The sequence below is a fragment of the Corynebacterium limaceinasi genome (genome assembly GCF_046717465.1).
In the GTDB taxonomy this organism is placed as follows: Bacteria; Actinomycetota; Actinomycetes; order Mycobacteriales; family Mycobacteriaceae; genus Corynebacterium.
In genome coordinates, this window is sequence record NZ_CP177100.1 from 2,194,675 (window position 1) to 2,218,221 (window position 23,547).

Annotated in this window: 20 protein-coding genes and 1 pseudogene; 14 read left to right on the top strand and 7 right to left on the bottom strand. The window is 61.3% G+C overall.

Annotated elements, in window-relative coordinates:
- The first annotated feature begins 59 nt into the window (after positions 1 to 59).
- From ACLI1Q_RS10670 to ACLI1Q_RS10700, 7 genes and pseudogenes are all read left to right on the top strand, one after another.
- Positions 60 to 3,068: a Na+/H+ antiporter subunit A gene (locus ACLI1Q_RS10670; RefSeq protein WP_411696987.1), complete on the top strand. Its 3,009-nt coding sequence runs from the start codon at positions 60 to 62 to the stop codon at positions 3,066 to 3,068.
- The gene (locus ACLI1Q_RS10675) at positions 3,069 to 3,569 is read left to right on the top strand and encodes a Na(+)/H(+) antiporter subunit C (protein ID WP_023024001.1); all 501 of its coding nucleotides are present in this window, start codon (positions 3,069 to 3,071) and stop codon (positions 3,567 to 3,569) included.
- Positions 3,562 to 5,396 (top strand): annotated as a pseudogene (locus ACLI1Q_RS10680) (Na+/H+ antiporter subunit D). Before ACLI1Q_RS10675 ends, ACLI1Q_RS10680 begins: the two are co-directional and overlap by 8 nt.
- Positions 5,389 to 5,916, top strand: a complete 528-nt coding sequence (locus tag ACLI1Q_RS10685) for a Na+/H+ antiporter subunit E (protein ID WP_239268492.1) — start codon at positions 5,389 to 5,391, stop codon at positions 5,914 to 5,916. Before ACLI1Q_RS10680 ends, ACLI1Q_RS10685 begins: the two are co-directional and overlap by 8 nt.
- Complete coding sequence (locus ACLI1Q_RS10690) at positions 5,916 to 6,191, top strand: monovalent cation/H+ antiporter complex subunit F (protein WP_239268494.1); 276 nt, start codon at positions 5,916 to 5,918, stop codon at positions 6,189 to 6,191. Before ACLI1Q_RS10685 ends, ACLI1Q_RS10690 begins: the two co-directional genes overlap by 1 nt.
- Positions 6,188 to 6,568, top strand: a complete 381-nt coding sequence (locus ACLI1Q_RS10695; protein WP_005279458.1) for a monovalent cation/H(+) antiporter subunit G — start codon at positions 6,188 to 6,190, stop codon at positions 6,566 to 6,568. The genes ACLI1Q_RS10690 and ACLI1Q_RS10695 overlap by 4 nt, the downstream gene beginning before the upstream one ends.
- 15 nt (positions 6,569 to 6,583) lie before the next feature.
- Positions 6,584 to 8,074 (top strand): glycosyltransferase 87 family protein, encoded by a 1,491-nt coding sequence (locus ACLI1Q_RS10700; protein WP_239268496.1) that lies wholly within the window; start codon positions 6,584 to 6,586, stop codon positions 8,072 to 8,074.
- A 126-nt stretch (positions 8,075 to 8,200) separates the two neighbouring features.
- Here the strand turns inward: ACLI1Q_RS10700 and ACLI1Q_RS10705 are convergent, their stop codons facing one another.
- From ACLI1Q_RS10705 to ACLI1Q_RS10715, 3 genes are read right to left on the bottom strand one after another with little or no spacing between them, the layout of a single operon-like run.
- Positions 8,201 to 9,340, bottom strand: a complete 1,140-nt coding sequence (locus tag ACLI1Q_RS10705) for a glutamate--cysteine ligase (protein WP_411696988.1) — start codon at positions 9,338 to 9,340, stop codon at positions 8,201 to 8,203.
- A gap of 44 nt (positions 9,341 to 9,384) precedes the next feature.
- Positions 9,385 to 10,317 (bottom strand): LytR C-terminal domain-containing protein, encoded by a 933-nt coding sequence (locus ACLI1Q_RS10710; RefSeq protein ID WP_239268502.1) that lies wholly within the window; start codon positions 10,315 to 10,317, stop codon positions 9,385 to 9,387.
- Between the two features lie 23 nt (positions 10,318 to 10,340).
- On the bottom strand, positions 10,341 to 10,616 hold the full coding sequence (locus ACLI1Q_RS10715) for a DUF3263 domain-containing protein (protein ID WP_239268504.1): 276 nt from the start codon (positions 10,614 to 10,616) through the stop codon (positions 10,341 to 10,343).
- On the opposite strand from ACLI1Q_RS10715, the gene ACLI1Q_RS10720 reads away from it, so the two are divergent.
- The 4 genes from ACLI1Q_RS10720 (at position 10,615) to ACLI1Q_RS10735 (ending at position 14,589) form a co-directional block, all read left to right on the top strand.
- Positions 10,615 to 11,238, top strand: coding sequence for a peptide deformylase (locus ACLI1Q_RS10720; protein ID WP_239268507.1), 624 nt, complete (start codon positions 10,615 to 10,617; stop codon positions 11,236 to 11,238). The genes ACLI1Q_RS10715 and ACLI1Q_RS10720 overlap by 2 nt on opposite strands.
- A gap of 2 nt (positions 11,239 to 11,240) precedes the next feature.
- Positions 11,241 to 12,242, top strand: a complete 1,002-nt coding sequence (locus ACLI1Q_RS10725; RefSeq protein ID WP_239268509.1) for a GNAT family N-acetyltransferase — start codon at positions 11,241 to 11,243, stop codon at positions 12,240 to 12,242.
- Between the two features lie 73 nt (positions 12,243 to 12,315).
- Complete coding sequence (locus tag ACLI1Q_RS10730) at positions 12,316 to 13,125, top strand: exodeoxyribonuclease III (RefSeq protein ID WP_239268511.1); 810 nt, start codon at positions 12,316 to 12,318, stop codon at positions 13,123 to 13,125.
- Entirely contained in the window at positions 13,126 to 14,589 is a 1,464-nt protein-coding gene (locus tag ACLI1Q_RS10735) for a phospholipase D-like domain-containing protein (protein ID WP_239268513.1), read from the top strand.
- 343 nt (positions 14,590 to 14,932) lie between these two features.
- On the opposite strand, the gene ACLI1Q_RS10740 is transcribed toward ACLI1Q_RS10735, so the two are convergent.
- The 4 genes from ACLI1Q_RS10740 to ACLI1Q_RS10755 all read right to left on the bottom strand — a co-directional run bounded on the left by ACLI1Q_RS10740 (position 14,933) and on the right by ACLI1Q_RS10755 (position 18,093).
- Positions 14,933 to 15,460, bottom strand: a complete 528-nt coding sequence (locus ACLI1Q_RS10740) for a CAP domain-containing protein (protein WP_239268516.1) — start codon at positions 15,458 to 15,460, stop codon at positions 14,933 to 14,935.
- A gap of 314 nt (positions 15,461 to 15,774) precedes the next feature.
- Positions 15,775 to 16,551: an ABC transporter permease gene (locus ACLI1Q_RS10745; protein ID WP_239268518.1), complete on the bottom strand. Its 777-nt coding sequence runs from the start codon at positions 16,549 to 16,551 to the stop codon at positions 15,775 to 15,777.
- A 6-nt stretch (positions 16,552 to 16,557) separates the two neighbouring features.
- On the bottom strand, positions 16,558 to 17,568 hold the full coding sequence (locus ACLI1Q_RS10750) for an ABC transporter ATP-binding protein (protein WP_239268520.1): 1,011 nt from the start codon (positions 17,566 to 17,568) through the stop codon (positions 16,558 to 16,560).
- Between the two features lie 30 nt (positions 17,569 to 17,598).
- Positions 17,599 to 18,093 (bottom strand): NUDIX domain-containing protein, encoded by a 495-nt coding sequence (locus tag ACLI1Q_RS10755; RefSeq protein ID WP_023024031.1) that lies wholly within the window; start codon positions 18,091 to 18,093, stop codon positions 17,599 to 17,601.
- Between the two features lie 70 nt (positions 18,094 to 18,163).
- On the opposite strand from ACLI1Q_RS10755, the gene ACLI1Q_RS10760 reads away from it, so the two are divergent.
- Genes ACLI1Q_RS10760 through ACLI1Q_RS10770 form a run of 3 tightly spaced genes read left to right on the top strand, consistent with a single transcriptional unit; the run spans position 18,164 to position 23,543 of the window.
- Positions 18,164 to 19,609: a hypothetical protein gene (locus ACLI1Q_RS10760; RefSeq protein WP_239268523.1), complete on the top strand. Its 1,446-nt coding sequence runs from the start codon at positions 18,164 to 18,166 to the stop codon at positions 19,607 to 19,609.
- The gene (locus tag ACLI1Q_RS10765; protein ID WP_411696989.1) at positions 19,609 to 20,628 is read left to right on the top strand and encodes a glutamate ABC transporter substrate-binding protein; all 1,020 of its coding nucleotides are present in this window, start codon (positions 19,609 to 19,611) and stop codon (positions 20,626 to 20,628) included. Before ACLI1Q_RS10760 ends, ACLI1Q_RS10765 begins: the two co-directional genes overlap by 1 nt.
- Complete coding sequence (locus ACLI1Q_RS10770) at positions 20,625 to 23,543, top strand: tetratricopeptide repeat protein (protein ID WP_411696990.1); 2,919 nt, start codon at positions 20,625 to 20,627, stop codon at positions 23,541 to 23,543. The genes ACLI1Q_RS10765 and ACLI1Q_RS10770 overlap by 4 nt, the downstream gene beginning before the upstream one ends.
- Positions 23,544 to 23,547: the final 4 nt, after the last annotated feature.

A 23,547-nucleotide genomic window follows, 5' to 3' on the forward strand; every position in this document is an offset into this window, starting at 1 on the left:
CGCCCCACGGCACCGAGGGTCTGAGAACTTGACACAACCTAAGGAGCGCAGATTCCAACGTGCTAATACTTCTGGGTGCCCTCATCGTTGCCACCGTGGTTGCACCGCTGCTCATTATGAATGTGGGCCGCCCAGCCTTTGGTTTATTGGCAATAGTTCCCGGTGTCGGTTTCGTGTGGACCCTCGCGCACTTTGCCCGGGGTACCTTCCGCGACGGCGGCACGCTGAATTACACCATCGAGTGGATGCCGGCCGCGCACCTCGCCGTGGATCTGCGCATGGATGCCCTAGGCGGGCTGTTTAGCCTCATTATCCTGGGCATGGGCGCGTTGGTCCTGCTGTACTGCTGGGGTTATTTCGATTCCACGCGCCGCCGCCTTGCCATGTTCGCCGGCCAAATGGTGGGCTTTGCCACCGCCATGTTTGGGCTGGTGGCCTCCGATAGCCTGCTGCTTATGTACGTCTTCTGGGAAATTACCTCCCTCTTGTCGTACCTGTTGGTCAGCTACTATGCCGAGCGCGCCTCCTCGCGCCGCGCCGCGCAGCAGGCTCTGATGGTCACCGTCTTGGGTGGCCTGTCCATGCTGATGGGTATCTGCCTGCTCGGCCGACAGACCGGGGCGTGGACGTTTAGTGAAATCCACGCCTACGATCACTTCCCCCAAACCCCATACGTCACCGTCGCCATCGTGCTCATCTTGGTCGGCGCGCTGACCAAGTCCGCCATCGTGCCGGCGCACTTCTGGCTGCCGGGCGCGATGGCAGCGCCAACGCCGGTCTCGGCATATCTGCACTCCGCGGCCATGGTCAAGGCCGGAATCTACCTGGTCGCGCGCCTGGCACCGGATATGTACGAGGTTGCCACCTGGCACCTCGTGGTCATTTCCTTAGGCGTCTTTACCATGCTGCTCGGCGGCTGGATGGCGCTGAAACAAAAGGACCTCAAGCTGATTTTGGCCTATGGCACGGTCTCCCAGCTGGGCTTTATTACCTCCATCGTGGCGGTTGGCTCCCGGGAGGCCATGCAGGCGGGCTTGGCGCTGACCTTTGCCCACTCGCTCTTTAAGGCCGCACTGTTCATGGTGGTCGGCGCCATCGATCACTGCTCAGGCACGCGCGATATTACGAAGCTATCCGGCCTCGGCCGCAGGCAGCCCTTCCTCTACGGCATCGCCCTAATCTCCGCCCTATCCATGGCAGGCGTTCCCCCGCTCTTTGGTTTTGTGTCCAAGGAGGCCGTGCTGGAATCCACCATGCACGAAGGACTGCTCATTGGCATGCCGCGCAATATGATCCTGGTGGCCTATGTGGCAGGTTCCATCCTCACCATGGCCTATGCCCTGCGCTTTTTGTGGGGCGCCTTTGCCTCCAAGAACCTCCCGGACGATAAGGACGGCGTTTCTGCGGCCGTGGCCACGATGCACAAGGTCAACGTGGGCCTGTGGCTTGCTCCGGCCGTGCTCACCGCGCTGACCATCGCGCTTGGCCTCGCGCCGCAGGCGCTTTCGGCGGCCATCGATCAGCACCTCGATTCCACCTTTGGGGCAGGCGAGCACCACGGCCTGGCCCTCTGGCACGGGTGGTCGGTGACCTTGGGCGTCTCCGCCATCATCATCGTGGCCGGAATCATCGTGCACTGGCGCCGCCAGGTCCTGGAGCAATGGCAGTTTGCGTACCCCGCGCTTGGCGATGCCGACGCCGTCTACGACAAGGTCATCTCCACCCTGCGCAAGCTCTCCCTGCGCACCACGGCCGTGACCCAGCGCGGTTCGCTGCAGCTCAACCTGACTGTCATCTTCGCCACCCTGATGGTGCTGCCGCTGACCATGCTGATTACCGGTGATCTCACGGATATCCGCATGGTGGTTGCAGAAAACCCCTGGCAGGTCGTCGCCGCCATCATCATGATGGTGGCCGCCATTGCGGCCACGGTGACCGATAACCGCTTGTCTGCCGTCATCATCGTCGGCATTACCGGTTATTCCTTGTCCTTCGTCTTTGCCATCCACGGTGCCCCGGACTTGGCGCTGACCCAGCTGCTGACAGAAACCATCATCATGGTTCTATTCATGCTGGTGCTGCGCCGCATCCCGGCGTCTACCGAGTGGAAGCAGGACCCGAAGATGGGCCGCCTGCGCGCCTGGCTCTCCGTTGGCACCGGCCTGACCGTCACCATTGTGGCCATGTTTGCCATCAACGCGCGGTCTGCCGAGCCCATCTCGCAGTACATGCCGGAGCTGGCCAAGGAGATTGGCCACGGCGCCAATGCCGTCAACGTCTTGCTGGTGGACCTGCGCGCCTGGGATACCTTTAGCGAGATCACGGTGATTATCATCGCCGCGCTCGGCGTGGCCTCCCTGATTTATCGCACCCAATCCTTCTCTAGGGATAGCCGCCGGCCTACCCTGCAGGTCACGGGCCGGCGCTGGCTGGCCGCGGGCTCGGAATCAGAGCAGGCGCTCAACCGCTCGCTGATGATCGATGTCTCCACCCGCGTGCTCTTCCCCTCCATGATGGCGCTGTCCTTCTATTTCTTCTTTGCCGGGCACAACGCGCCAGGCGGCGGCTTCGCCGGTGGCCTTGTGGCCGCACTCGCGCTCATCCTGCGCTACCTGGCCGGTGGCCGCGCGGAGCTCGATGAGGCCCTGCCCATCGATGCCGGGCGCACCATGGGCGCTGGCCTCTCCCTCTCTGCCTTGGCGGTGGTGGTGCCGATGTTCTTTGGCCACCCACCGCTTACCAGCGGATATACCTCGCCCGAGATCCCTCTTATCGGCGCGGTCTCGCTGCCTTCGGCGCTGGTCTTTGACTTGGGCGTCTACCTCATCGTCGTGGGGCTCACGCTCTACGTGCTCAGCTCGCTCGGCGCCAAGCTGGATGAGGAAGAAGAGATGCGTAAGCAACGCGCCCGCGACCGCGCCCGCTCGCTGGCGCGGAAGAACCGGGAGCGCAGCACCAAGCAAAAGGCCCAACGGGCGCAAAAACAAGAGAAGAAAAAAGAAAAGATACCAGCCGCAACGAGCTCCTCCGGCACAGGTTCCGAGGACAACGCAGGAAAGGAGAAATAAATGCAAGCCAACCTCTTCCTCCTGCTCGCCGCCGGAGTAATGGTTTCTGCGGGCATCTACCTCTTGCTCGACCGCGCCATGACCAAGATGATGCTCGGGCTGCTTTTGCTGGGCAATGGCGCCAACCTCTTTATGCTGCAGGCCGGTGGCCCGGCGGGCTCGCCGCCCATCGATGGCCGCGAGGCCCAGCCTTATGGCAGCGATATTGCGGATCCTCTTACCCAAGCGATGATCCTTACCGCCATCGTCATTTCCATGGCGCTGACGGCCTTTATTCTCACCTTGGCCTACCGCCAGTACCGCTACCGCACCGCCGACGTCATTGAAGATGACGCCGAAGATACCGCGATTGCCGCCAAGGCCTCCAAGCCTGGCAACGCCGCAGCGAGCGCGGATCATGATGCCTCCAATGACCCCGCCACCGGGCGCGCTACTAAGGAAGGCGATAATTTCGGCCCCGAATCCTTCGAGGAGCCGGTGAAGGGAGCCGAAGATGACTGAGCCATTCCACCAGGCGGCCGAGGCGATGTACCCGTACGTCGGTGCCCTCATTCCGCTGCCCGTCATCATCCCGGCCGTGGCCGCGGCTCTCTCGCTGCTGTTTGCCCGCATGCCTAATGTGCAGCGCCAGATCGCCTTTTTCTCCCTGCTGATTACGGCTGCGGTGAACGCGAGCCTGATCATAATAGTGGATTTCCATGGCATACAGACCCTGCAAATAGGCGGCTGGGATGCGCCGGTGGGCATTACCTTGGTGGCGGATCGACTCTCCACGATGATCCTCTTTACCTCGTCTGTGGTGCTGTTCTCCGTCATCTGGTACGCCATTTCCCAGGGTGTGCGCGATGGCACCAAGGACGAACCGGTCGCGGTCTTTTTGCCCACCTACATGTTGCTGACCATGGGCGTGAATATCTCGTTCTTGGCCGGCGACCTCTTTAACCTCTACGTCGGCTTCGAGGTCTTCCTCGTCGCCTCGTACGTGCTGTTGACCTTGGGGGCATCGGCAGGCCGCGTGCGCGCCGGCGTGGGTTATGTGATGGTCTCGATGGCCTCATCCATGATCTTCTTGCTGGCGCTAGCGTATGTCTATGCCTCCGTCGGCACCATGAACATGGCGCAGATTGGCCAGCGCATGCAGGACATCCCGGAGGGCACCCGCACCGCCATCTTCGCCACCTTGCTCGTGGCCTTTGGCATCAAGGCCGCGGTGGTGCCGCTGGCCGCCTGGCTGCCGGACTCCTACCCCACCGCGCCTTCGCTGGTCACGGCCGTATTCGCCGGTCTGCTCACCAAGGTCGGTGTATATGCGATCATCCGCGCGCGCACGTCCATTTTTACCAATGGTGGGCTCGATACCGTGCTGATGTGGGTGGCGCTGGCCACCATGCTGGTGGGCATCTTGGGCGCCATCGCGCAGACCGATATTAAGCGTCTACTGTCCTTTACCCTGGTCAGCCACATCGGCTATATGATCTTCGGCGTCTCCTTGGGTACCGCCCAGGGGCTATCCGGCGCCATTTTCTACGCCATCCACCACATTTTGGTGCAGACCGCGCTCTTCTTGGTCGTCGGCCTCATCGAGCGCCAGGCCGGTCCTCCTCGCTGCGGCGCCTGGGTTCGCTGATGTATTCCGCCCCGCTTATCGCCGTGCTGTATTTCATCCCGGCCATCAACCTGGGCGGCGTGCCGCCATTCTCTGGCTTCCTGGGCAAGATCATCCTCATTCAGGCGGGCGCCAACGAAGGCTCCTGGCTGGCGTGGGTGCTTATCGGCGGCGCGCTAGTGACCTCGCTGCTGACCCTGTACGTCATGATGCTGGTGTGGGCCAAGGGCTTCCAACGCGATCGCGCCGATGCCCCCGAAGGCAACGTCGCCCTGGCCCGCCCCGCCCCGCTTTCCGATATCACCGATGAGGTCGAGTTCTCCTCCCGCCAGGATGTCGGCCGCGTGCCGTTCGGCATGGTGGGTGCCACCGCACTGCTGGTCATTGCCTCGACCTCGATCACCTTCCTGGCCGGCCCGATTTCCGGTGTCACCTCCCGCGCGGCCGAATCCGCGCAGGATACCTCCATTTATCAATACGCCGTATTGGGCGAAAACGCCGATAACCCCACCCGGCACCTTGACCAAAAGGAGCGCTACGAAGGCGGCGCGGACTCCTACAAGGAGCGCAGCCACCTGCTGCCGGACCCCGGCCCGGCCCACGATCCGGAATCCGCCGCCAAGGAGACTGCGAGCTCGGAGACGCCAAGCTCGAAGGCACCGGCGAAGACGGGGGCATCAGAAAGCCCTACCCCACTAAAGAAGGAGGCCCGCGATGACTAAGAGCCGCTTTGCCGGTCTGCGCTACCGCTTCCGGCCGTGGTTTACCGTCTGGATCACGGTCATGTGGTGCATGCTCATGGGCGAAATCACGGTGGGCAATGTCGTCGGCGGCCTCCTCGTCGCCCTGGTCATCGTCTTTGCCCTGCCACTGCCGGCGATGCCCATTGCCGGCGTCGAGGTCGCGTGGGGCAAATTCTTCCGCTACATGCTGCGCTGGTTCTGGGAGCTGTTTTATGCCTCCCTCAAGGTGGGCTGGCTGGCCTCCCGGCCGCAGCCGCTGCCTAAAACCGCCATCCTGGAATTGCCGATGCGCCTGGAAAATGAGTTCATCCTCTCCCTCGCGGTGACACTGTACAACCTGCAGCCGGGAGGAACGGTGACAGACATTGACATCGCCAATCGCATGATCACCATCCACATCCTGGATGCCCGGGATGAGGCGCAGATCCAGCGCGAAATCGATGCCGTATCCCGCCTAGAATCTTCCATGATCGAGATCTTTGAAAGGAGCCACCCATAATGGATCCGCAGATCTATCACGCCATCCTGCTGGTTCCCGCATTCCTGCTGTGGATCTCCGTATTAATCACCGTCTGGCGCATTATCACCGGGCCCAACTCCCTCGACCGGCTGGTGGGCATGGACGGTTTTACCGCCATGTTCCAATGCGCGCTGGCGACCTACATGTGCTGGTCACTTGATACCTCCGTGGTCTCGGCCATGCTGGTCATCGCGCTGCTCGGTTTCATCTCCACCGTGTCTGTTACCAGGTTTAGGAAGAGGGATAACCAATGAGCTGGTCTCTAATCGCCGATATCCTCTCGCTCATCCTCGTCATCAGCGGCAGCCTGCTCATCCTCGCCGCCGCCATTGGCCTAGCCCGCTTTAAGGACACGATGTCCCGCGTGCATGCCGTGAGCAAGCCGCAGACCACCGGGCTCATCCTCACCATCATGGGTGCGTTCATCCGCATTACTGGCGCGGAATCTTTCAGCATGGCCGAGCGTGGTGATTTGGGTATGCTTATTTTGCTGGTACTGTTTGCGATGTTTACCAGCCCTGTAACCGCGCAGCGCACCTCACGCATTGCACGCCGTGAAGGCCTGTATGGTTCCGAGGAATCGATGTCGCGCAATGACCGCCCCGCCGGCCGTTCGCTGCGCCGCAAATAGGAGGCACCTTTAACCGTGAAAAAGCTCTACGGACTGCCTACTCTGGCCGCTCTATTGGTTGCCTTCTTTATTTTCAGCATCTCCCGCTATAGCCAATACGACGGCCCCAATGCCTTCATCTGGCGCGTGCCGTTGGATCTGAAGATTTACTGGCTCGCCGGCGGCGAGGTTGCCGATGGCGCCAACCTCTACGACAACGCCTACATTGGCAACCTGCCTTTTACCTACCCTCCCTTTGCCGGCACGCTATTCAAGTGGATTTCCTCGCTTGCCGATGACCCCCTTATCATCCTCTGGCAAGGCGGCACCATCCTTGCGTTATTGGCCGTCATCCTCATGGTCTTCCACGAGCGCGGCCTTAAACTTTCGCCCTTGACCTGGGTTGTTGCCATCCTACTGGTGCTGTGCGCCCCGGCTGTAGAGCCGATGTACGGCACCTTGTTCTACGGCCAGATCAACGTCTTTTTGATGTTCTTGGTCGCCCTCGACGTCATTCCAAAAAAGAGGGCCCTGCCCGGAATTGGCATCGGCCTCGCCGCAGGCTTGAAGCTCACCCCGGCCTTTATGGGCTTGGTACTCCTATTCCAGAAGCGCTGGTGGCAGGCGGTCATCTCCGTCCTTACCTTCGCGGTGACCGTTGCGATTGGTTTCGTCACCATTCCGGATGCCGGGGTGTTCTGGACCGATGCCATCTTCAATTCCTCCCGCGTGGGTGAACACACCAACCCGGGCGCGCAGTCAATTCGCTCGCTCATGGTCCGCGCGTGGGGCATCGACGGCGGCTGGATGTGGCTTGCCGCCGTCGCGGTGGTCTTCGTCCTGACCTGCCTGGCCCTGCGCACCGCGATGAAGCACAAGAATAACTCCGCCGCCATGTCCCTTGCCGGCATTTGCGCGTGCTTGGTCTCTCCCTTTTCCTGGTACCACCACTGGGTCTGGGTCTTCCCGCTGGCCATCGTTGTCCTCATCTCCGTCAACCAGGCACTGGGCAAGCGCCTGCACGGCGTCATCGGTGCGCAAGTAGCAGCACTCATTTCCTTCGCGGCCATGTGCGTCGTACTGCTGCCCTTTGTCTCCGCAGCCTTCTGGCTCGAAGGCTCCAACCGCTCTTTGAACCAGTTGGACTTCCAGCCCTGGGCCATGCTCCTTTTCACCGCCTCCGGCATCCTCTACATCGCCTTTTATGCCCTCTGGGGATTTATCCCCGGCACCCAGCCCAGCGAGGAAGACGCCCGCGGCGGCCGGCACGCGGCACAGCGTGCTGCTCAGCCGCAGCACGCCCAACAGCACCGCGCCCAGCAGCCCCAGCACGCCCAGCCGCAACGCACTCAGACAGCCGGAGCTCACGCGTCTGGCGCTACCGCACGGGGTTCTGCCACTACCGACGAAACCGCAGAGTTCCCAGTATTTAACCCTGAGACCCGCGAGTTTCCCTCCACCGAGGGCTATACCGATATTCCGGTTCCCCCGTCCCCCGGCGGCCGCCACGCCCTAGATAACGACTAAGCGGTACGCAGCAGCGGGGCGCGGCAGCAATCTGCGCACCCTGCGCCGGCCGCGCCCAGCTACTTCCGGTGTGGCTCTAGGCGTGCGATCACTGAGCACACGCCTAGTCGGTGATCGGTTAGCTAATTAGCGCACCGGCCGGAAGGTGTGGAGCTCGCGGCAGGTTTCTTCGACGACATCGCGCCAGCTGCCGGTTTCTTGAAAAAGGCGGCGTTGGCGTTCGTATCCGGCGCCGCCATCGATGATTTCGTGCACCAAGGCCAGCTCTTCCGCGCAGCCCAACTCGCGGGCTAAGGGCGTGAGTTCTTCTATCATCTGGGCCAATTCATCTTTGACCCAAGCCTCGTCCGTATCGCGCGAGGTAATAACGAGGGCATCCATGCCGTAGCGCGCACCGCGCCACTTATTTTCCGCCACGTGCCACGGCTGCAAGACGGGTAGTTCCTCGCCCGCATCAATCATGCGGTCATAGTACACGACCAAGCAGTGCGTGAGAGCGACGACGGCGGATAGCTCCCGCAGGTTCGAGGTGGCGTCGGATACGCGGACCTCCACGGTGCCCCACTTCGAGGCTGGGCGGATATCAAAGTGCATCGAGCCGGTGTGATTGATAACCCCGGAGATGGCCTGATCCCGCATATAGGACTGCCACTCGTCCCACGTGAAGAATTGATACGGCATGCCAGCGGTAGGCAGCTGTTGATAGAGCATCGTGCGGTTGGAGGCGTAGCCCGTATCGAGGCCTTCCCACCCGGGCGAGCACGCAGAGATAGCCAAAAGGTGGGGGTACTTCGTCATCAGCGCATTGATGATGGGCCAGACGCGATCCTCGTGACTGATGCCAACATGGACGTGGGTGCCCCACAGCAGCATCTGCTTTCCCCAATACTGGGTGCGGGCGATGATCTCTTGATAGTTGGGTTTATCTGACAGCGGGTTTTCCCGGAAATCCGTAAACGGGTGCCCGCCAGAGGCCCACACATCGATGCCGAGCTTGGCAGCTGCTTCTTCCACGGCAGCCAACGAGGTTTCTAGCTCCGCGATGGCTTCTGGCACCGTGGTGCAAATGCCCGTGACTAGTTCCACCGTATTCTGGAGGAATTCCTTTTCCACGTGAATATCTGGGTGGGCGGCAGCGGCGAGATCAATAAGCTCAGCCCCGCGCGGGACAAGATCGCGCGAGTCGCGGTCCACGAGCGCGACTTCCCATTCCACCCCGAGCGTGGGCTCGGGGGAACGGGCGAATACTTCTGCCGGAATCTTCACTGGTCCAGCTTAACGGGTGGCAGGTAATATTCCATGAATTTTATTTAGGCCTGGGGGACGGCGAGGGCGACCACAACGGCGCCGTCATCGGTAGCTTCCTTGGGCAGGTCCTTATTCATGGGCTTGATTTCCGCCTGGTAGCGCGCGGCAACTTCCTTAGCCAAGGACTCCGCGGAGGTATCGCCTTCTGGGTAGAAGACGGTGGTCTTGGGCACGGTCAGGACGTCGCCTGGCAGGTTGCCCACATAGCCCACCTTGAAGCCGCCGTCCTTCAACACATCGGCTTCGTTCTTGGCCTTATCGGATTCACCGGAGTTATTGAGCACGCTGACCTTAATGTCATTGCGGTCGCGCGCAGCGGACGGCGCATCGTTGCCACCGGCACGGGCTTCATCCCCGGCGCGGCCTTCCTCGTGCGGATCGCGCGCGTCGGCATCGCGGTTAGCCTCGCCCTCGGCACCGCCGTTCGGGTGCGCGTTATCGCCCTCGCCTTCGCGAGGCGGCTGGTTATTAGCCCCGTCGCGGGAGCCATCGCCGCGCGCGCCATCCGCGGCAGGACCGCCCGCGCCATTGCCCTCTTGGCCGCCATTTGCGGAGCCGTCTGACTTCGACTGCTCGGAATCGGAAGCGACGGTCGAGTCATCATCCTCCGAAGTCATGGCATAAAGGCCCCACAGGCCGAGCATCACGGCCACGGCGATAAGCACCATGGCGAGCCCGCGCAGCGGTAAACCGCCCTTCTTGGCGTGGGCGCCTCCCCCACCGCCAGTTCCAGCCGCAGCGGCTCCCGCTCCGGCACCTGCAGCGCCAGCGGCAGCAGCATTTTCGCCGCCTATCTCATCGTCATAAGCGCCCTCGTAGGCGTCGTCATAATAAGCATCGCCATAATCGGTCGCGGCGGCATCCTCCGCGGCGGCACCGTCTGCGGCGTCGTCGAATTGCTGGTCGTATAGATTATCCGGATTCCCTTTAGTCACTTCAGTAACATTAGTAGCTAGTTCTAACGCGGTGGGGTATTTCCCCGCGCGGCGCGCCGCGTGTTTTCGCGCTCCTCCCGCAGGCGTTTTAGCCGGGCCACCAAGAGGGGATGGGATTCGGCGGCAGCGGGGACATCAAGAAGCAGGTTGAGGCGTTGGTGATAGCGCACCGGCGAGATATCCAGCTGCGCACGAATGGCCTCTTCCTTGCGGCCAATGCTGCGCGGAGCGGTTTCCTCAAAATCTAAGATGGCGGCGTCTAGGTCAGACAAGGGGTTCATGCCTAAACTGTAAAGCATGACTATTCGCCCCATCGTTATCCACGGCGACCCCGTGCTTCATCAGCCCACCACGCCGGTGGAAGAATCCGAGATTTCCAGCCCTGAGATGCAACAGCTCATCGCGGACATGTACGAGACCATGGAGGTCGCCCACGGCGTGGGCCTGGCTGCGAACCAGGTGGGCATCGGCAAGCGGCTCTTCGTGTACCACTGCCCCGATACCGAAGGCCCAGACGGCACCGAGCTGCCCGCCGATAAGGCCGGCATGCGCAAGGGCTGTGTTATCAACCCGGTGCTGGAGACCTCCGAGATTCCAGAAACCATGCCTGCCGATGACGGCTCCGACGACGAAGGCTGCCTGTCCGTGCCGGGCGAGGGCTTTCCCACCGGCCGCGCCGATTGGGCGCGCGTAACCGGCAAGGACGAGCACGGCAACGACATCACTGTAGAGGGCTACGGCTTTTTTGCCCGCTGCCTGCAGCACGAAACTGGCCACCTCGATGGCTACGTCTATACCGATACCCTCATCGGCCGCTACAAGCGCCAGGCCAAGAAGGCCATTAAGCGCAATGGCTGGACCGAGCCGGGCTACACCTGGATGCCGGGTGAAGACGAAGATCCCTTCGGGCACGACGATTAATCATGTCCCGCATCTTTCGTTCCGATGACGTGCAGGTAGGCGATCGCGTCGTGGCCCGGCGCGATTTTGGCGATGTGCACAGCGATGTCATTGGCCACGTCCTCAGCCTTAAGCCGCTGGTCATCCGCCCACAGCAGGTCGGCGGCTATCCCTCTGACCTCGAGGCAGTGGAGATCGCGCCCGAGCAGCTGAAGATCATCAAGCGCCTTTCGCCGCGCATGGTGCGCAATTCCGATATTCGCGCCGTCGAATACGCCACCGCCCAGGCCTTTCCCGGCAAGGAGCACACGTGGACCGCGGACGGTTCCTGGCTCATGCGCGCCGGCGATGGTGTGACGGGCCGGTCCAATTCCGCCGTCCCGCTCGGGCCTTCCGCGGGCTTCAATCCGGTGCCCGTCGAGGAAATCACGGAGTTCTACCGCCGCCACGATCTCCCGGTGCGCCTGCTTATCCCGGAGCGCATTGGCAAGCCTGCAGAGCGCCTGCTTGCCGATGCCACCTGGCACACCGAACCCGAAATCCTCGTCATGGTCCTGCGCGATCTCGCAGACCTTTCCGCCGAGGCCCCGGGGTCCCACCCCAGCGGCGCGGAGTTTCGCATCGATGCCCAGCCCGATGACGCATGGCTGCAGATGTACCACTTCCGCGGCCAGGCGCTGCCCGCCGAGGCCCTGGAGTACCTGCGCGCCCGCATCGAGGGCACGATGGGCTTTGGGCGGCTCGTTATTGACGGCGAGACCGTCGCCATCACCCGCGGCACCATCACCGAATCCGGCGACGGCACCGCCTGGCTGGGATACTCCGCCGTGGAGGTAGCGCCCGCGCACCGCCGCCAGGGCTTAGGAGCGCTTTTGGGCCAGCACATGCTGCGCTGGGGGCGCGAGCAGGGCGCGAAGCACGCCTACCTCGATGTCCTGGCTTCTAATACCGCCGGCATTCGCCTGTACGAAAAGCTGGGGTTCATCGAGCAGCACCGCCAAATCTACGCCCGGCTGCGCGACTAGCCCCCGCTAAGCTAGCCCGCCGGCCACTGCCTGGACTAGTCCGCGCCAATACCCGCGCGGTACTGTATTATCCATGCGCATCACCACGTGGAATATCAACTCCGTTCGCACCCGCGCCCAGCGGGCGCTGGACCTTCTCCACACGCACGACATCGACGTGCTGTGCTTACAAGAGACGAAGGTCAAGGACGATAAATTCCCCCGCGAGGCCTTCGAGGACGCCGGCTACCACGTCACCTGCCATGGCCTGAACCAGTGGAATGGCGTGGCCATCATTTCCAAGGAGGAACCGGAAGAAGTCTTTACCGGATTCCCCCACCAGCCCGGCTTTGCCAAGGACCCAGAAAAGCCCCAGGACCGCGAGGCCCGGGCGCTTGGTGCGCGCATCCGCGGGGTAGAAATCTGGTCGCTGTATATCCCCAACGGCCGCGAGATCACGGACCGTCACTATGACTACAAGCTGGATTTTCTCTACCAGCTCGCCCGCCACGCCGCCGGCCGCGCCCAATCCAAGCTGCTATTAACCGGCGATTTCAATATCGCCCCGCGCGATGAAGACGTCTGGGATATCGAGGCCTTCCGCGGCAAAACGCATGTCACCGAGCCCGAGCGCGCCGCCTTCCAGATGCTCGAGGAGGTCGGCCTCGAAGAGGTCACGCGCCGTTTTACCGAGGATCAGCGCTATACCTACTTTGATTACAAGGGGATGCGCTTTCACAAGAACGAGGGCATGCGCATCGATTTCCAGCTCACCTCGGCGCCGCTGGCCAAGCACGTCACCGGCGCGCGCGTAGACATGGAAGAACGCGCTGGCGAAAAGACCTCCGATCACTGCCCGCTTCATGCAGATTTCGATCTGCCCGATTTCGATTCCGTGCGTTAAATGACCTGGTCGCTCGATCTCAGCTTCTGGCAGCTGTTCTTCCTCATCATTGATTATTCCATCAAGATCATCGCCGTCGGCTTCGTGCCAGAAGGCCGTCGGCCCTCCAATTCCACCGCGTGGTTGCTGGCCATTCTGGTGCTGCCTGTCATCGGCCTGCCGCTGTTTTTGCTCATGGGCTCGCCGTATATCAACCGGCGCCGCCACCGCATCCAGCAAGAGGCTAATGAGCGCCTCGAGGATATTTCCGCCCGCACCCCGGATCACCCGAAGGGCATCCTGTCGGCGGAGGTGGAATCCGTCATCAAGCTCAACCGCGAGCTGACCGGTTTTCCGGCGCTCATTGGCCACAACCTGGGCCTGCATGCGGATTACGATGAATGCATTCGCGCCATCGCCGCCGCCGTGGACCGCGCCGAAAAGTACGTCTCCATCGAGGTCTATATCCAATCCTGGGACGAGACCACGGATGTATTTTTCCAGGCCCTTGCCCGCGCCACCGCCCGCGGCGTCAAGGTCCGCCTTTTGTTGGATCAGATCGGCAGTTTTAAGTACAAGGGCTATTCCTCGCTGGGAAATAGGCTCACAGAAATCGGCGTGGATTGGCGCCTCATGCTGCCCATCCAGCTGCACAAGGGCCGCTTCCGCCGCCCGGATCTGCGCAACCACCGAAAGCTCGTCATTATCGATGGCGAGGTAGGTTTTATCGGTTCCATCAACTTGATCAAGCGCCAATATAAAACCACTGACCGCTTTTGGATCGATTACATGGTGGAGTTATCCGGCCCCATTGTCACCGCCATGAACGCGGTCTTCGCGGTGGATTGGTACACCGAATCCGGCGAGAATCTCCCGCTAGATGAGCTACCCTATGACGATGCCCAAACCGTCGATGCCAACTACCTGCAGATGATTCCCTCCGGCCCCGGCTATACCACCGAGCCGAACCTGCGCATGTTTAACTCCCTGGTGCACCACGCCAAGCAGCGCCTCGTGCTGTGCTCGCCGTATTTCGTGCCGGATGAATCCCTCTTAGAGGCCGTGACCACCGCCTGCTACCGCGGGGTGGATGTGGAGCTTTATGTCTCCGATACCGCAGACCAATTCATGGTCAACCATGCCCAGTCCTCGTATTACCAGGCGCTGCTTGAGGCCGGGGTGCATATCTACCAATTCCCCTACCCCTACGTTTTGCACTCCAAGTTCATCATCACGGATCCAGATGACCAGGAGTTCAATCCGCTGTGCATGTTCGGCTCGTCCAATATGGATCCGCGCTCCTTCGGCCTCAACTATGAGACCACCATGCTCGTGGCCAAAGGCGATCTCCTCGCCCAGTTCAACCAGCTCGCCGCCAATTACCGCGCGGTGTGCCACGAGCTCACCCTCGAGGAGTGGAACCAGCGCGGTTTTGTCCGCCGCTACGTCGATAACGTCATGCGGCTAACTTCGGCCCTACAATAAGCATTGCTTGCCGATGCCCCAATAGCCCGCTCATAGGCTACCTAAACACAAGCTTTCTTTTGCAGAACCAGAGTAGAACTTCCCGCGTTGAACCGCGCACGGTATCACCGCAGAGATGAGTGTGTAGTCCACTTAATTGACTCCGGATCGGCGTTAATTATTGGAACTAATTGCGAAAGATACGCCGAATCCTCCGCAGATTTCTCTCTTGTCTATTGCTTTTACTATAAACCCTGATTCTGACTTTGATATTGCTTATGCGCGAGAGCGTATCAAAAGCTTAGGGAATACAAGAGTGATCATATCGCGGCTATTCCGAAGAGGATTATTAAAAGGCGCTTCTTTAACGCCCAAAATTCTGTACGGCAAAAAGCTCACCGTTCGCGCCAACGGCAATGCCCGTGCCAACCGTTTTCGCTTCTGGGTCCAGCAAAATCTTCCTGTGGCTGGGTGAATTCAGCCACATATTTACCAGCTTCGCATCTGCGAAATCGTCCCATGCTTGAAGGACGTTTTCGCCACCGGCAGGAATACTATCCGGATAGGTTTCCCAGTGATTTGGCCGATGCTGCAAATCCCCTGTTCCCACCAAATGGTCGGCCCAGTCTTGAGCGATATTGTTTAACGCAGGGTTTTCTGTCACGGGATTTAAACCATGATCCGCCCTTGCTGCATTGACTTCGTTAACAATAGAGTGCGCACGGGCCCCATCGGGCTTCATGTGGCTAACTACTTCAGCAGCGTTACCGATAGGTCCTTGTGCCTTAGCTGGAGGGGTAGTTGCGGCTACCCCACCTCCCACTAATGCGGCACCCGCGATAGTCGGGGCTACAAACTTTTCAACAGAATCTGGAAGCATTTCATTGGACACACTTACCACTCCCTCGGATAAACTTGACTACATTACTCTACACAATTTCTTTTTCTTCACCCCCAACCCTAACGCAAAAGAAAAATATTGTCAGTACATAAATAATATTTAAACTGCATTTCCGATAAAATATAATTATATTTAAAGGCGTTTAGAGTTTAACTTACGATATGCGCGCATCCATAGGGCTCTCAAATATTCTCCCATCTGGAAAGGCTGTTTGCTGAGGCAGCCATTAACCACCAATAAAAATAACCGGCTGATCACAATCAGCCGGTTACCAGTCATGTCTCAAACAATAGACCTACCCTCGCCTAAGCATCGCGCTTGTGCAGCACCAGCACGCCAAGGGCCCACAGCACTGCGGCCCAGATGAAGAATACGATGCCGCTGCCTGCGGATTCCGTCCACAGTGCGTTATCCACTGGGACATTGAATAGCCAGTTCTGGAAAGCGGTAAAGGGCATAAAGCTACCGATCTTATCGCCTACCACGGGCATCATGCTGACGATTTGATCCACGCCCAAGTACAAAATAAGGCCTAGCGCCACAGAGCCCGCAGTCTGGCGAATGAGCATGCCGATGCCTTGGGCAAAGGCCACCACGAGGACCGCGGCCAGTGGGTACTTCCACAGCTGCTCGCGGCCGACTTCATCGTTCCAGGGGTCAAAGGTGGCGGAAATGGAGCTATCGGCAAGCAGTTCCGTAAGCAGGTACGCGCCCACCACACCGATGAAGGTCAGTACGGCCGCGATGACCGCATATAAGACCAGCTTGGCCACGGCCACGCTCCAACGCCGCGGGGAGGCCATGAAGGTAATGGCTTGGGTGCCGAAGCGGTATTCCGTGGTCACCAGCATGATGGCCTGAATCATCAGCACCGGCAGGCCCAGGGATACCAGGAATACGACGGTGAACTCGGCTCCAATAGGCTGAAAGCCCATATCAACGGCTTCCGGATCGAGCGGCTCAGTAAACGCAGCGGTGACACCGGCCCACCCCCACGAAAATAGAAGGAATAGCGCGGTGGTCCACCAGAAGGAGCGGGTGGTGCGCAGCTTAATCCACTCGGATTTCAAGATATTCAACATGGCGGATTAAACCTCCTGCTCGTTGGGGCGGGCGAACCCACCGGATTGGCCTGGCTGGCCGGATTGGCCTGACTGACCTACCTGCGCACCCGACACGCCAGGCGTGCCTGCGTGATACTGCACGGCATCGCCAGTGAGATCCATGAAGGCATCCTCCAGCGAAGCGCTTTTCAGGGTGAGCTCGTGCAGCGGCACCCCGGTAGAATAGGCCAGCTCGCCTACGAACTCGGTGGTCTGGTTGATGACCTCTAGCCGCGGGCGGCCCTCCTCATCCTTGGATTCGGTAAAGGAAACGCCCTCCTTCTTTAGGGCCTCACCGAATTCCGGGAGGTGGTTCGAGCGCACATACACCAAGGACTGCGAGTGGCCGCGGACGAACTCGTGGGTGGGCTTATCCGCAACCATCTTCCCCTTGCCAATGACCACGAGGTGGTCTGCGGTCTGGGCCATCTCGGACAAGAGGTGGGAAGAAATCAAAATGGTGCGGCCTTCTGCAGCCAGCGCGCGCACGAGCTGACGCACCCAGCGGATGCCCTCTGGATCCAGGCCATTGACCGGCTCATCCAGGATGAGGATTCCGGGATCACCCAATAGAGCACCAGCAAGGCCCAAGCGCTGGCCCATACCGAGGGAAAAGCCGCCGGCTTTCTTACCGGCGACATCGGAAAGCCCCACCAGCCCTAGCACCTCATCCACGCGGGAGGCGGGAATACCATTGGACGCCGCCATCCACTTCAAGTGATTCGCGGCCGTGCGGTTGGGGTGTACCGCCTTCGCATCCAAAAGCGCGCCCACCTCACGCAGCGGGTGCTCCAAGTCGCGGTAGTGCTTGCCGTTAACGCGAATCTCACCCGCCGTGGGCTCGTCCAAGCCCACGATCATCCGCATGGTAGTGGATTTGCCGGCACCATTGGGCCCCAAGAAGCCGGTGACCACACCGGGCTTTACCTGAAAGGTGAGATCCTCAACGGCGCGGACAGACCCGTAATCCTTAGTCAGTCCCTGTACTTCAATCATGAGCACTACAGTGCCATAATTTTGAATACTTTACCGGTACAGTTTTTCCACCCGCTGCCGCAGGGCGGGAAAGGCGTGGCGAAATGGCGCGATAAGCGGCAGGTTTTCCACTTCATCCAGCCCCACCCAGCGCAGCTCGTGAGATTCCTCGTTAGCGGTGGTGGGCAGGCGCAGGCCGCTGCGGGTGCGCGCTAACACGGTGGTATAGGTCCACTCCCCCGGCAAATCCCCCGCCGGAGGATAGGGCCCGGCCGTTACTTGGGTGTCGAGCACCTCGACATCGGCAGGCGCGATGGCGCATTCCTCGTGCGTTTCCCTCAGCGCGGCCTGAGTGGGGCTTTCTTGTAGGTCCCGCGCGCCGCCGGGAATCCCCCAGGTATTGCCATTATTGGTCCACGCAGCGCGGTGTTGCAGCAGCACCTCGCGCCCGGCAACGAGGAAGAGGCCGGCGGCACCGAATTTTCCCCATACGCGAATGCCACTGGGGCCCGCCGCCCAGCCGTCTCCACTGTGAGGGTTATGCATATTTCCTATCCTAGCCACACACGCGGGTAAATGGTGGCGCCCAGCACACTGCGGGCGTTATTCTAAGTAAATGACTGAGCAGGCAGTGCGGGTAGAGTCAGAGCGCGATGAGGACGCTCACCCCAGCGATCACTGGCTGGATGAGGTTACCGCGCCCTCTCGCCCGGCCCTAAGCGGGCTGACCCACCGGGCCATGGAATGGTTTGCGGGCCCGGCGCGCCTGCTGCGGCGATTTTATTACTTCGCTTCCACCACCCCGGGCAAGCTTTTTACCGTCACCCTGATCCTCACGGTGGCATTAGGAGCCGCCGGCTTATCGATGTCCCAGTCTTCCGCCGCCCGCCACTCCGACCTCGACGAGCTGCTTAATACCACCGAGCCGATGTCCAATGCGGCCCACCACCTCTATAGCTCGCTATCGGTGGCCGATACCATCGCCACCACCGGGTTCGTGCAGGCCGGCGTGGAATCAGAGGGCAATCGCGAGCGCTATAACGATGCCATCGATGCCGCCTCCATCGCCGCGACCGAATCCGTGCTGGGCACCACGCCTGACGATGCCCGCGTGCGCGATCTCGTCACCTTCATCCAGCGCGAGCTGCCCATTTATACCGCGATGATTGAAAAGGCGCGCTCGAACCACCGCGCCGGCAATGCCGTGGCTAACTCCTATATGTCCAATGCCTCCTCGCTCATGCGCGAGCACATCCTGCCGGCGGCCTCCGAGCTCTTCCAGCTGACCACCGCAAAGGTCAACCAGCAACAGCAAAAGCTCACCTCGCCTCAGTGGGTGCCGCTCTCTGGCCTTTTGGCCGCGGTCTTCTTCCTCATCGTCGCGCAATGGTGGCTGTGGCGCCAGACGCGCCGCCGGTTTAACCGCGGCTTTTTAACCGCAACGGTGCTGCTCTTCTTGGCCATTTTTTGGGTGGCCCTGTCTAACTTGGCCACCTGGTCCACCGGCCATCAGGGCTTTGAAACCGCCTCGCGCCCGTGGGATTCGCTAACGGCCTCGCGCATTGAGGCGCAGCAGGCGCGCACCTCAGAAACCCTCGCGCTGGTGCTGCGCTCGTCTGAGGAAGATACGCTCGAGCGCTTTTCCGGCTCGGTAGATTCCATTGAAAAGGCGCTGGGGGACTATGAAAGCGCGCTGCATGATGATGACGTCGAGGTCAACGATCCCGAGCTCATCCACAGCGCCCGCGCCGCCACCGAAAAGTGGCAAGACTCGCACGAAAAGCTCATGGAGGCGCTGAGCGAGGGCGACTACGATGAGGCGGTCTACCAGGCCACCATCACCGATCCCGAGAATGGCGAGACCACCGCCGCGCAGTCCTTCAACGAGCTCGATAGCGAGCTTTCGGAGCTCATTGGCCAGGCGCGCATCGCCATGCGCACCTACCTAGAGCGCGGGCTGACCGCCATGACCGCGGTCTCCTCCGCCGTCTTCCTGCTCACCCTGTGCGCCATCTTCGCGGTGTGGCTGGGCATTCGTCCCCGACTGCAGGAGTACCTCTAATGCGCTACCGAGCACGGCTTACCGCACCGCTGACCGCCATCGTTGCCACCTGCAGTGTCCTCGCGCTGGCCGGCTGCGATATTCGCTCCGCCCCGCCGCTGGAATCGCCCGAACAGCAGGCGCTCGATGCCAGCCCCGGCCCGCCGCTGCCGGAGGGCTCCACCATAGAAGAAGCCGGTAGCACCGCGCCCAAGAAGGAAGACGATACCGAACTCAGAGGCACCTACCGGCCGGATGGCGAAACGGCGAAGGAGCGGGTGCCGGACATCGTCAAGCGCGGGCGCCTTATCGTGGGCGTGGACCGCTCCAATAACCTGCTGAGCTACCGCGATGCCGCCTCCGGCGATGTCCGCGGCTTCGAGGTCGATATCGCTCACGAGATTGCCCGCGATATCTTCGGCGATCCCAATAAGGTGGATTTCCGCTTCGTTGAATCCTCTGACCGCACCGCCGCGCTGGATAATGGCACCGTCGATATCATCGTGCGCACCATGACCATTAGCCCCGAACGCGAGAAGGAAGTGGCCTTTTCCATCCCCTATATGACCACGCAGACCCGCATGCTGGTGCTCACCAGCTCCGGGATGAATTCCATCGATGATGCGGAAGACAAAAGACTGTGCGGGGTGCGCGGATCCACCGCGCTGGATACCATCCGCGAGCGCGCCCCCAAGTCCGATATCCTCATCACTCGCTCCTGGGGCGATTGCCTCATGGCGCTGCAGCTCAACCAGGCCGATGGCGTGGTGGTTGATGATGCCCTGCTTTCCGGCATGGCCGCGCAGGATTCCTATACCTCCATCGTGGGCGAGCCCCTAAAGACCGAGAACTACGGCGTTGCCGCGCGCCGCCCTAGCAAGGATCATGACTCCCGCCCGCTGCTGCGCCAGGTCAATTCCACCTTGGAGCGCATCCGCCGCGACGGGACGTGGTCCGACATCTTTGACAGGTGGCTAGGTGCTTACCTGGACGAGCCCACCCTGCCGTCGGGTACATACATCGAGGAAGATAAGTCATGAAGCATAACCCGAATTTCAGCGAAGACGAGCTCGAATACCTAGAGCCCGAAAACCTCGATACCCAGCGCCAATTCCGAAAGCCTACCAAGGCTTCCTACCGCGACGCTGACCACGGCCAAGACCCTGACCAAGACCGCAACCTCGGCGCTGCCGACTCCCCTGACGCAGCCAACACAGGTGACGCCGCCGACCCCGCTGGTCCGGATACCGCCGCTGCTCGCCCCAACTCTGCAAACAGCAACGTCGGCGCCGATACGGCGGCCACCACTCATAACGCTGGCACTAGCAATAAAGGCGCTAGCGAAGCTGATGTTGATACCGCCGCGGCGCAGGTTTCCGGCACGGCTCCCGCGGCTGCCTTCCCGGATACGGAGGCCACGGGTAGGCGCACAGCGGGCGGCAGCACGGCTGGCCAAAACGCTGCTGGCCAGCGCACGACTGGCCCGGGCGCAGAGGGCCAGGGCACCGCGGCTCAGGGCGTACGAAATGGCAACGACGCCGATGAGAGCGACGATGCCAGCGAAACCGGCGGAGTGGGCACGGCGGCCGTGGCGTATGACCCGTTCGCCAGCGAGCCCATCGAGCACCGGGAGGATCCGGGAACCTCGGCGGTGGCCTTCGATCCCTTCGCCGATGACGATGAAGACGACGATGGATCCATCGACCCGGATCACCTCTCCAGCCTGCTCGCGGACCTAGAGAATATCCGCGCCCAGCGCGAGAGCGAACGCGATGAAAAAACGGCCCAGGAAAAATCCTCGGAGCGTTCGCGCCGGCAGGCGATCGATACCTTCCGCGAGCGCCGCGGCACGCAGCGCACCGAGCGGCCGGTTGCTGATGGCATGGTGCGCCTGCCGTTTATCACCCCGGCCAATCCCACCGCTGCCCTCATCGATCCCTCAGAGAAGATCAAGGGCAAGAAGGTCCCGCCGCCGCAGCTAGAACCGGGCGATATGGTCGCGGAGCAATACGAAATCCTCGGCGTCATCGCCCACGGCGGCATGGGCTGGATTTACCTGGCCAATGACCATTACGTCTCCGGGCGCGTGGTCGTGCTCAAGGGCATGCAGGCCCAAAAGTCAGCCGATGAGACGGCCGCTGCCGAAGCCGAGCGCGAGTTTCTGGCAGACATTACCCACCCGGGCATCGTCAAGATTTTTAACTTCATCGACGATGACCGCGTGCCGGGTGGATTCATCGTCATGGAGTACGTGGGCGGGCCATCGCTAAGAAGCAGGCGGAACAAGCAGCCCAACGAGCTGCTTCCCGTTGACATTGCCATTGGCTATATCCTGGAAATCCTGCCGGCGCTGGAGTACCTGCACTCGCGCGGCGTGGTCTATAACGACCTGAAGCCCGATAACATCATCGTCACCGAGGACCAGGTCAAGCTCATTGACTTGGGCGCGGTCTCCGGCATCGGAGCCTTCGGGTTTATCTACGGCACCCAAGGCTTTCAGGCCCCGGAGGTTGCCTCCAAGGGGCCGTCCATCGCCAGCGATATCTATACCATCGGCCGCACCCTGGCGGCGCTGTGCCTCAAGCTGCCCAGCGAGGACGGCGTCTTCCTTCCCGGCATCCCCAACCCCTCCAAGGAGCCGGAGCTGCGCCGCTTCCTCTCCCTCTACCGCCTGCTGCTGCGCGCGACCCACCGCGACCCGCAGCGCCGGTTTAGCTCCATCAAGGAGCTGCGCACCCAGCTCTACGGCGTGCTGCGCGAGGTGCTCGCCATCCGCGACGGCCGCCAGTACCCCTCCCAGCACTCGCTCTTCTCGCCGCAACGTACCACCTTTGGCACCAAACACCTGGTCTTTCGCACGGATCAGCTTATCGATGGCATCGACCGCACCATCCAAATCACCGCCCCCGAGGTGGTCTCCGCCTTGCCGACGCCCCTGGTAGACCGCGATGACGTCGGCGCCAGCCTGCTGCAAGGTACATCCTACGCCGAGCCGCAGGAAGCCCTCGAGACCCTGCGCCAGGCCATGCGCACCCCTGAATACGAACATTCCGCCGAGATTCCCCTCGGCGTGGTGCGTTCCATGATCGACTTGGGCTATACCGACGAGGCCCGCCAGTGGCTAGGCTCCATCGAGGACCGCCTCGGCCGCGACTGGCGTTACCAGTGGTATGCCGGCATTACGGAGCTCTTGCACGATGATTACGTCGATGCCCAGGAGTACTTCGCCACCGTCCTCGATTTATTGCCCGGCGAGGCCGCCCCGAAGCTCGCCATCGCGGCCATCAATGAGCTCATCCTGCAGCAGATTGATTACAGTGAAACATCGCTTATTGATGCCACCGTTGCCCGCGCCTGCTCCAACCTCTACACCACCTTGGCGGATCTCCCCTCTTCTGCCTTTGAGGGCCAGCCGGAAATCTGGTCCCACGTCACCCAAGACCCGGGCGCGCTACGCTTTAATTCCATGCGCCTATACGGCATCGTCTGGGCCACCAACCCCACGACGGTGTCCTCCGCCTTTGGGCTCGCACGCCAATTGCGCGCGGAGAGCCAAGTGGAGCTATCCGTAGCCACCTTGGATAAGGTCCCCAATGCCTCGCGCCACTTCCGCATGGCGCTGCTGACCACCGTGCTGCAGCTCATCGTGCACGATCTATCGGAATCGCGCATTCGTCGCGCTGCCCGACGCCTCGAAGAAGTCCCCACCAACGAGCCGCGCTTTCTCCAAATCAAGATCGCCGTCATCTCCGCGGGCCTGAACTTCCTGCGCAACGCCGATCTCGCGCGGGCGTCCTCGCCGAATGATCTCTTTGAGTACGCCTTTACCCAGCGCGGCCTGCGCACCGGCCTGGCCGAGACCCTGCGGGCCCTTGCCCGCCAGGCCCCGTTTAGCCGCCACCGCTACGCGCTGGTGGACTTGGCCAACCAGGTCCGGCCCATCACCACCTTCTAGGGCC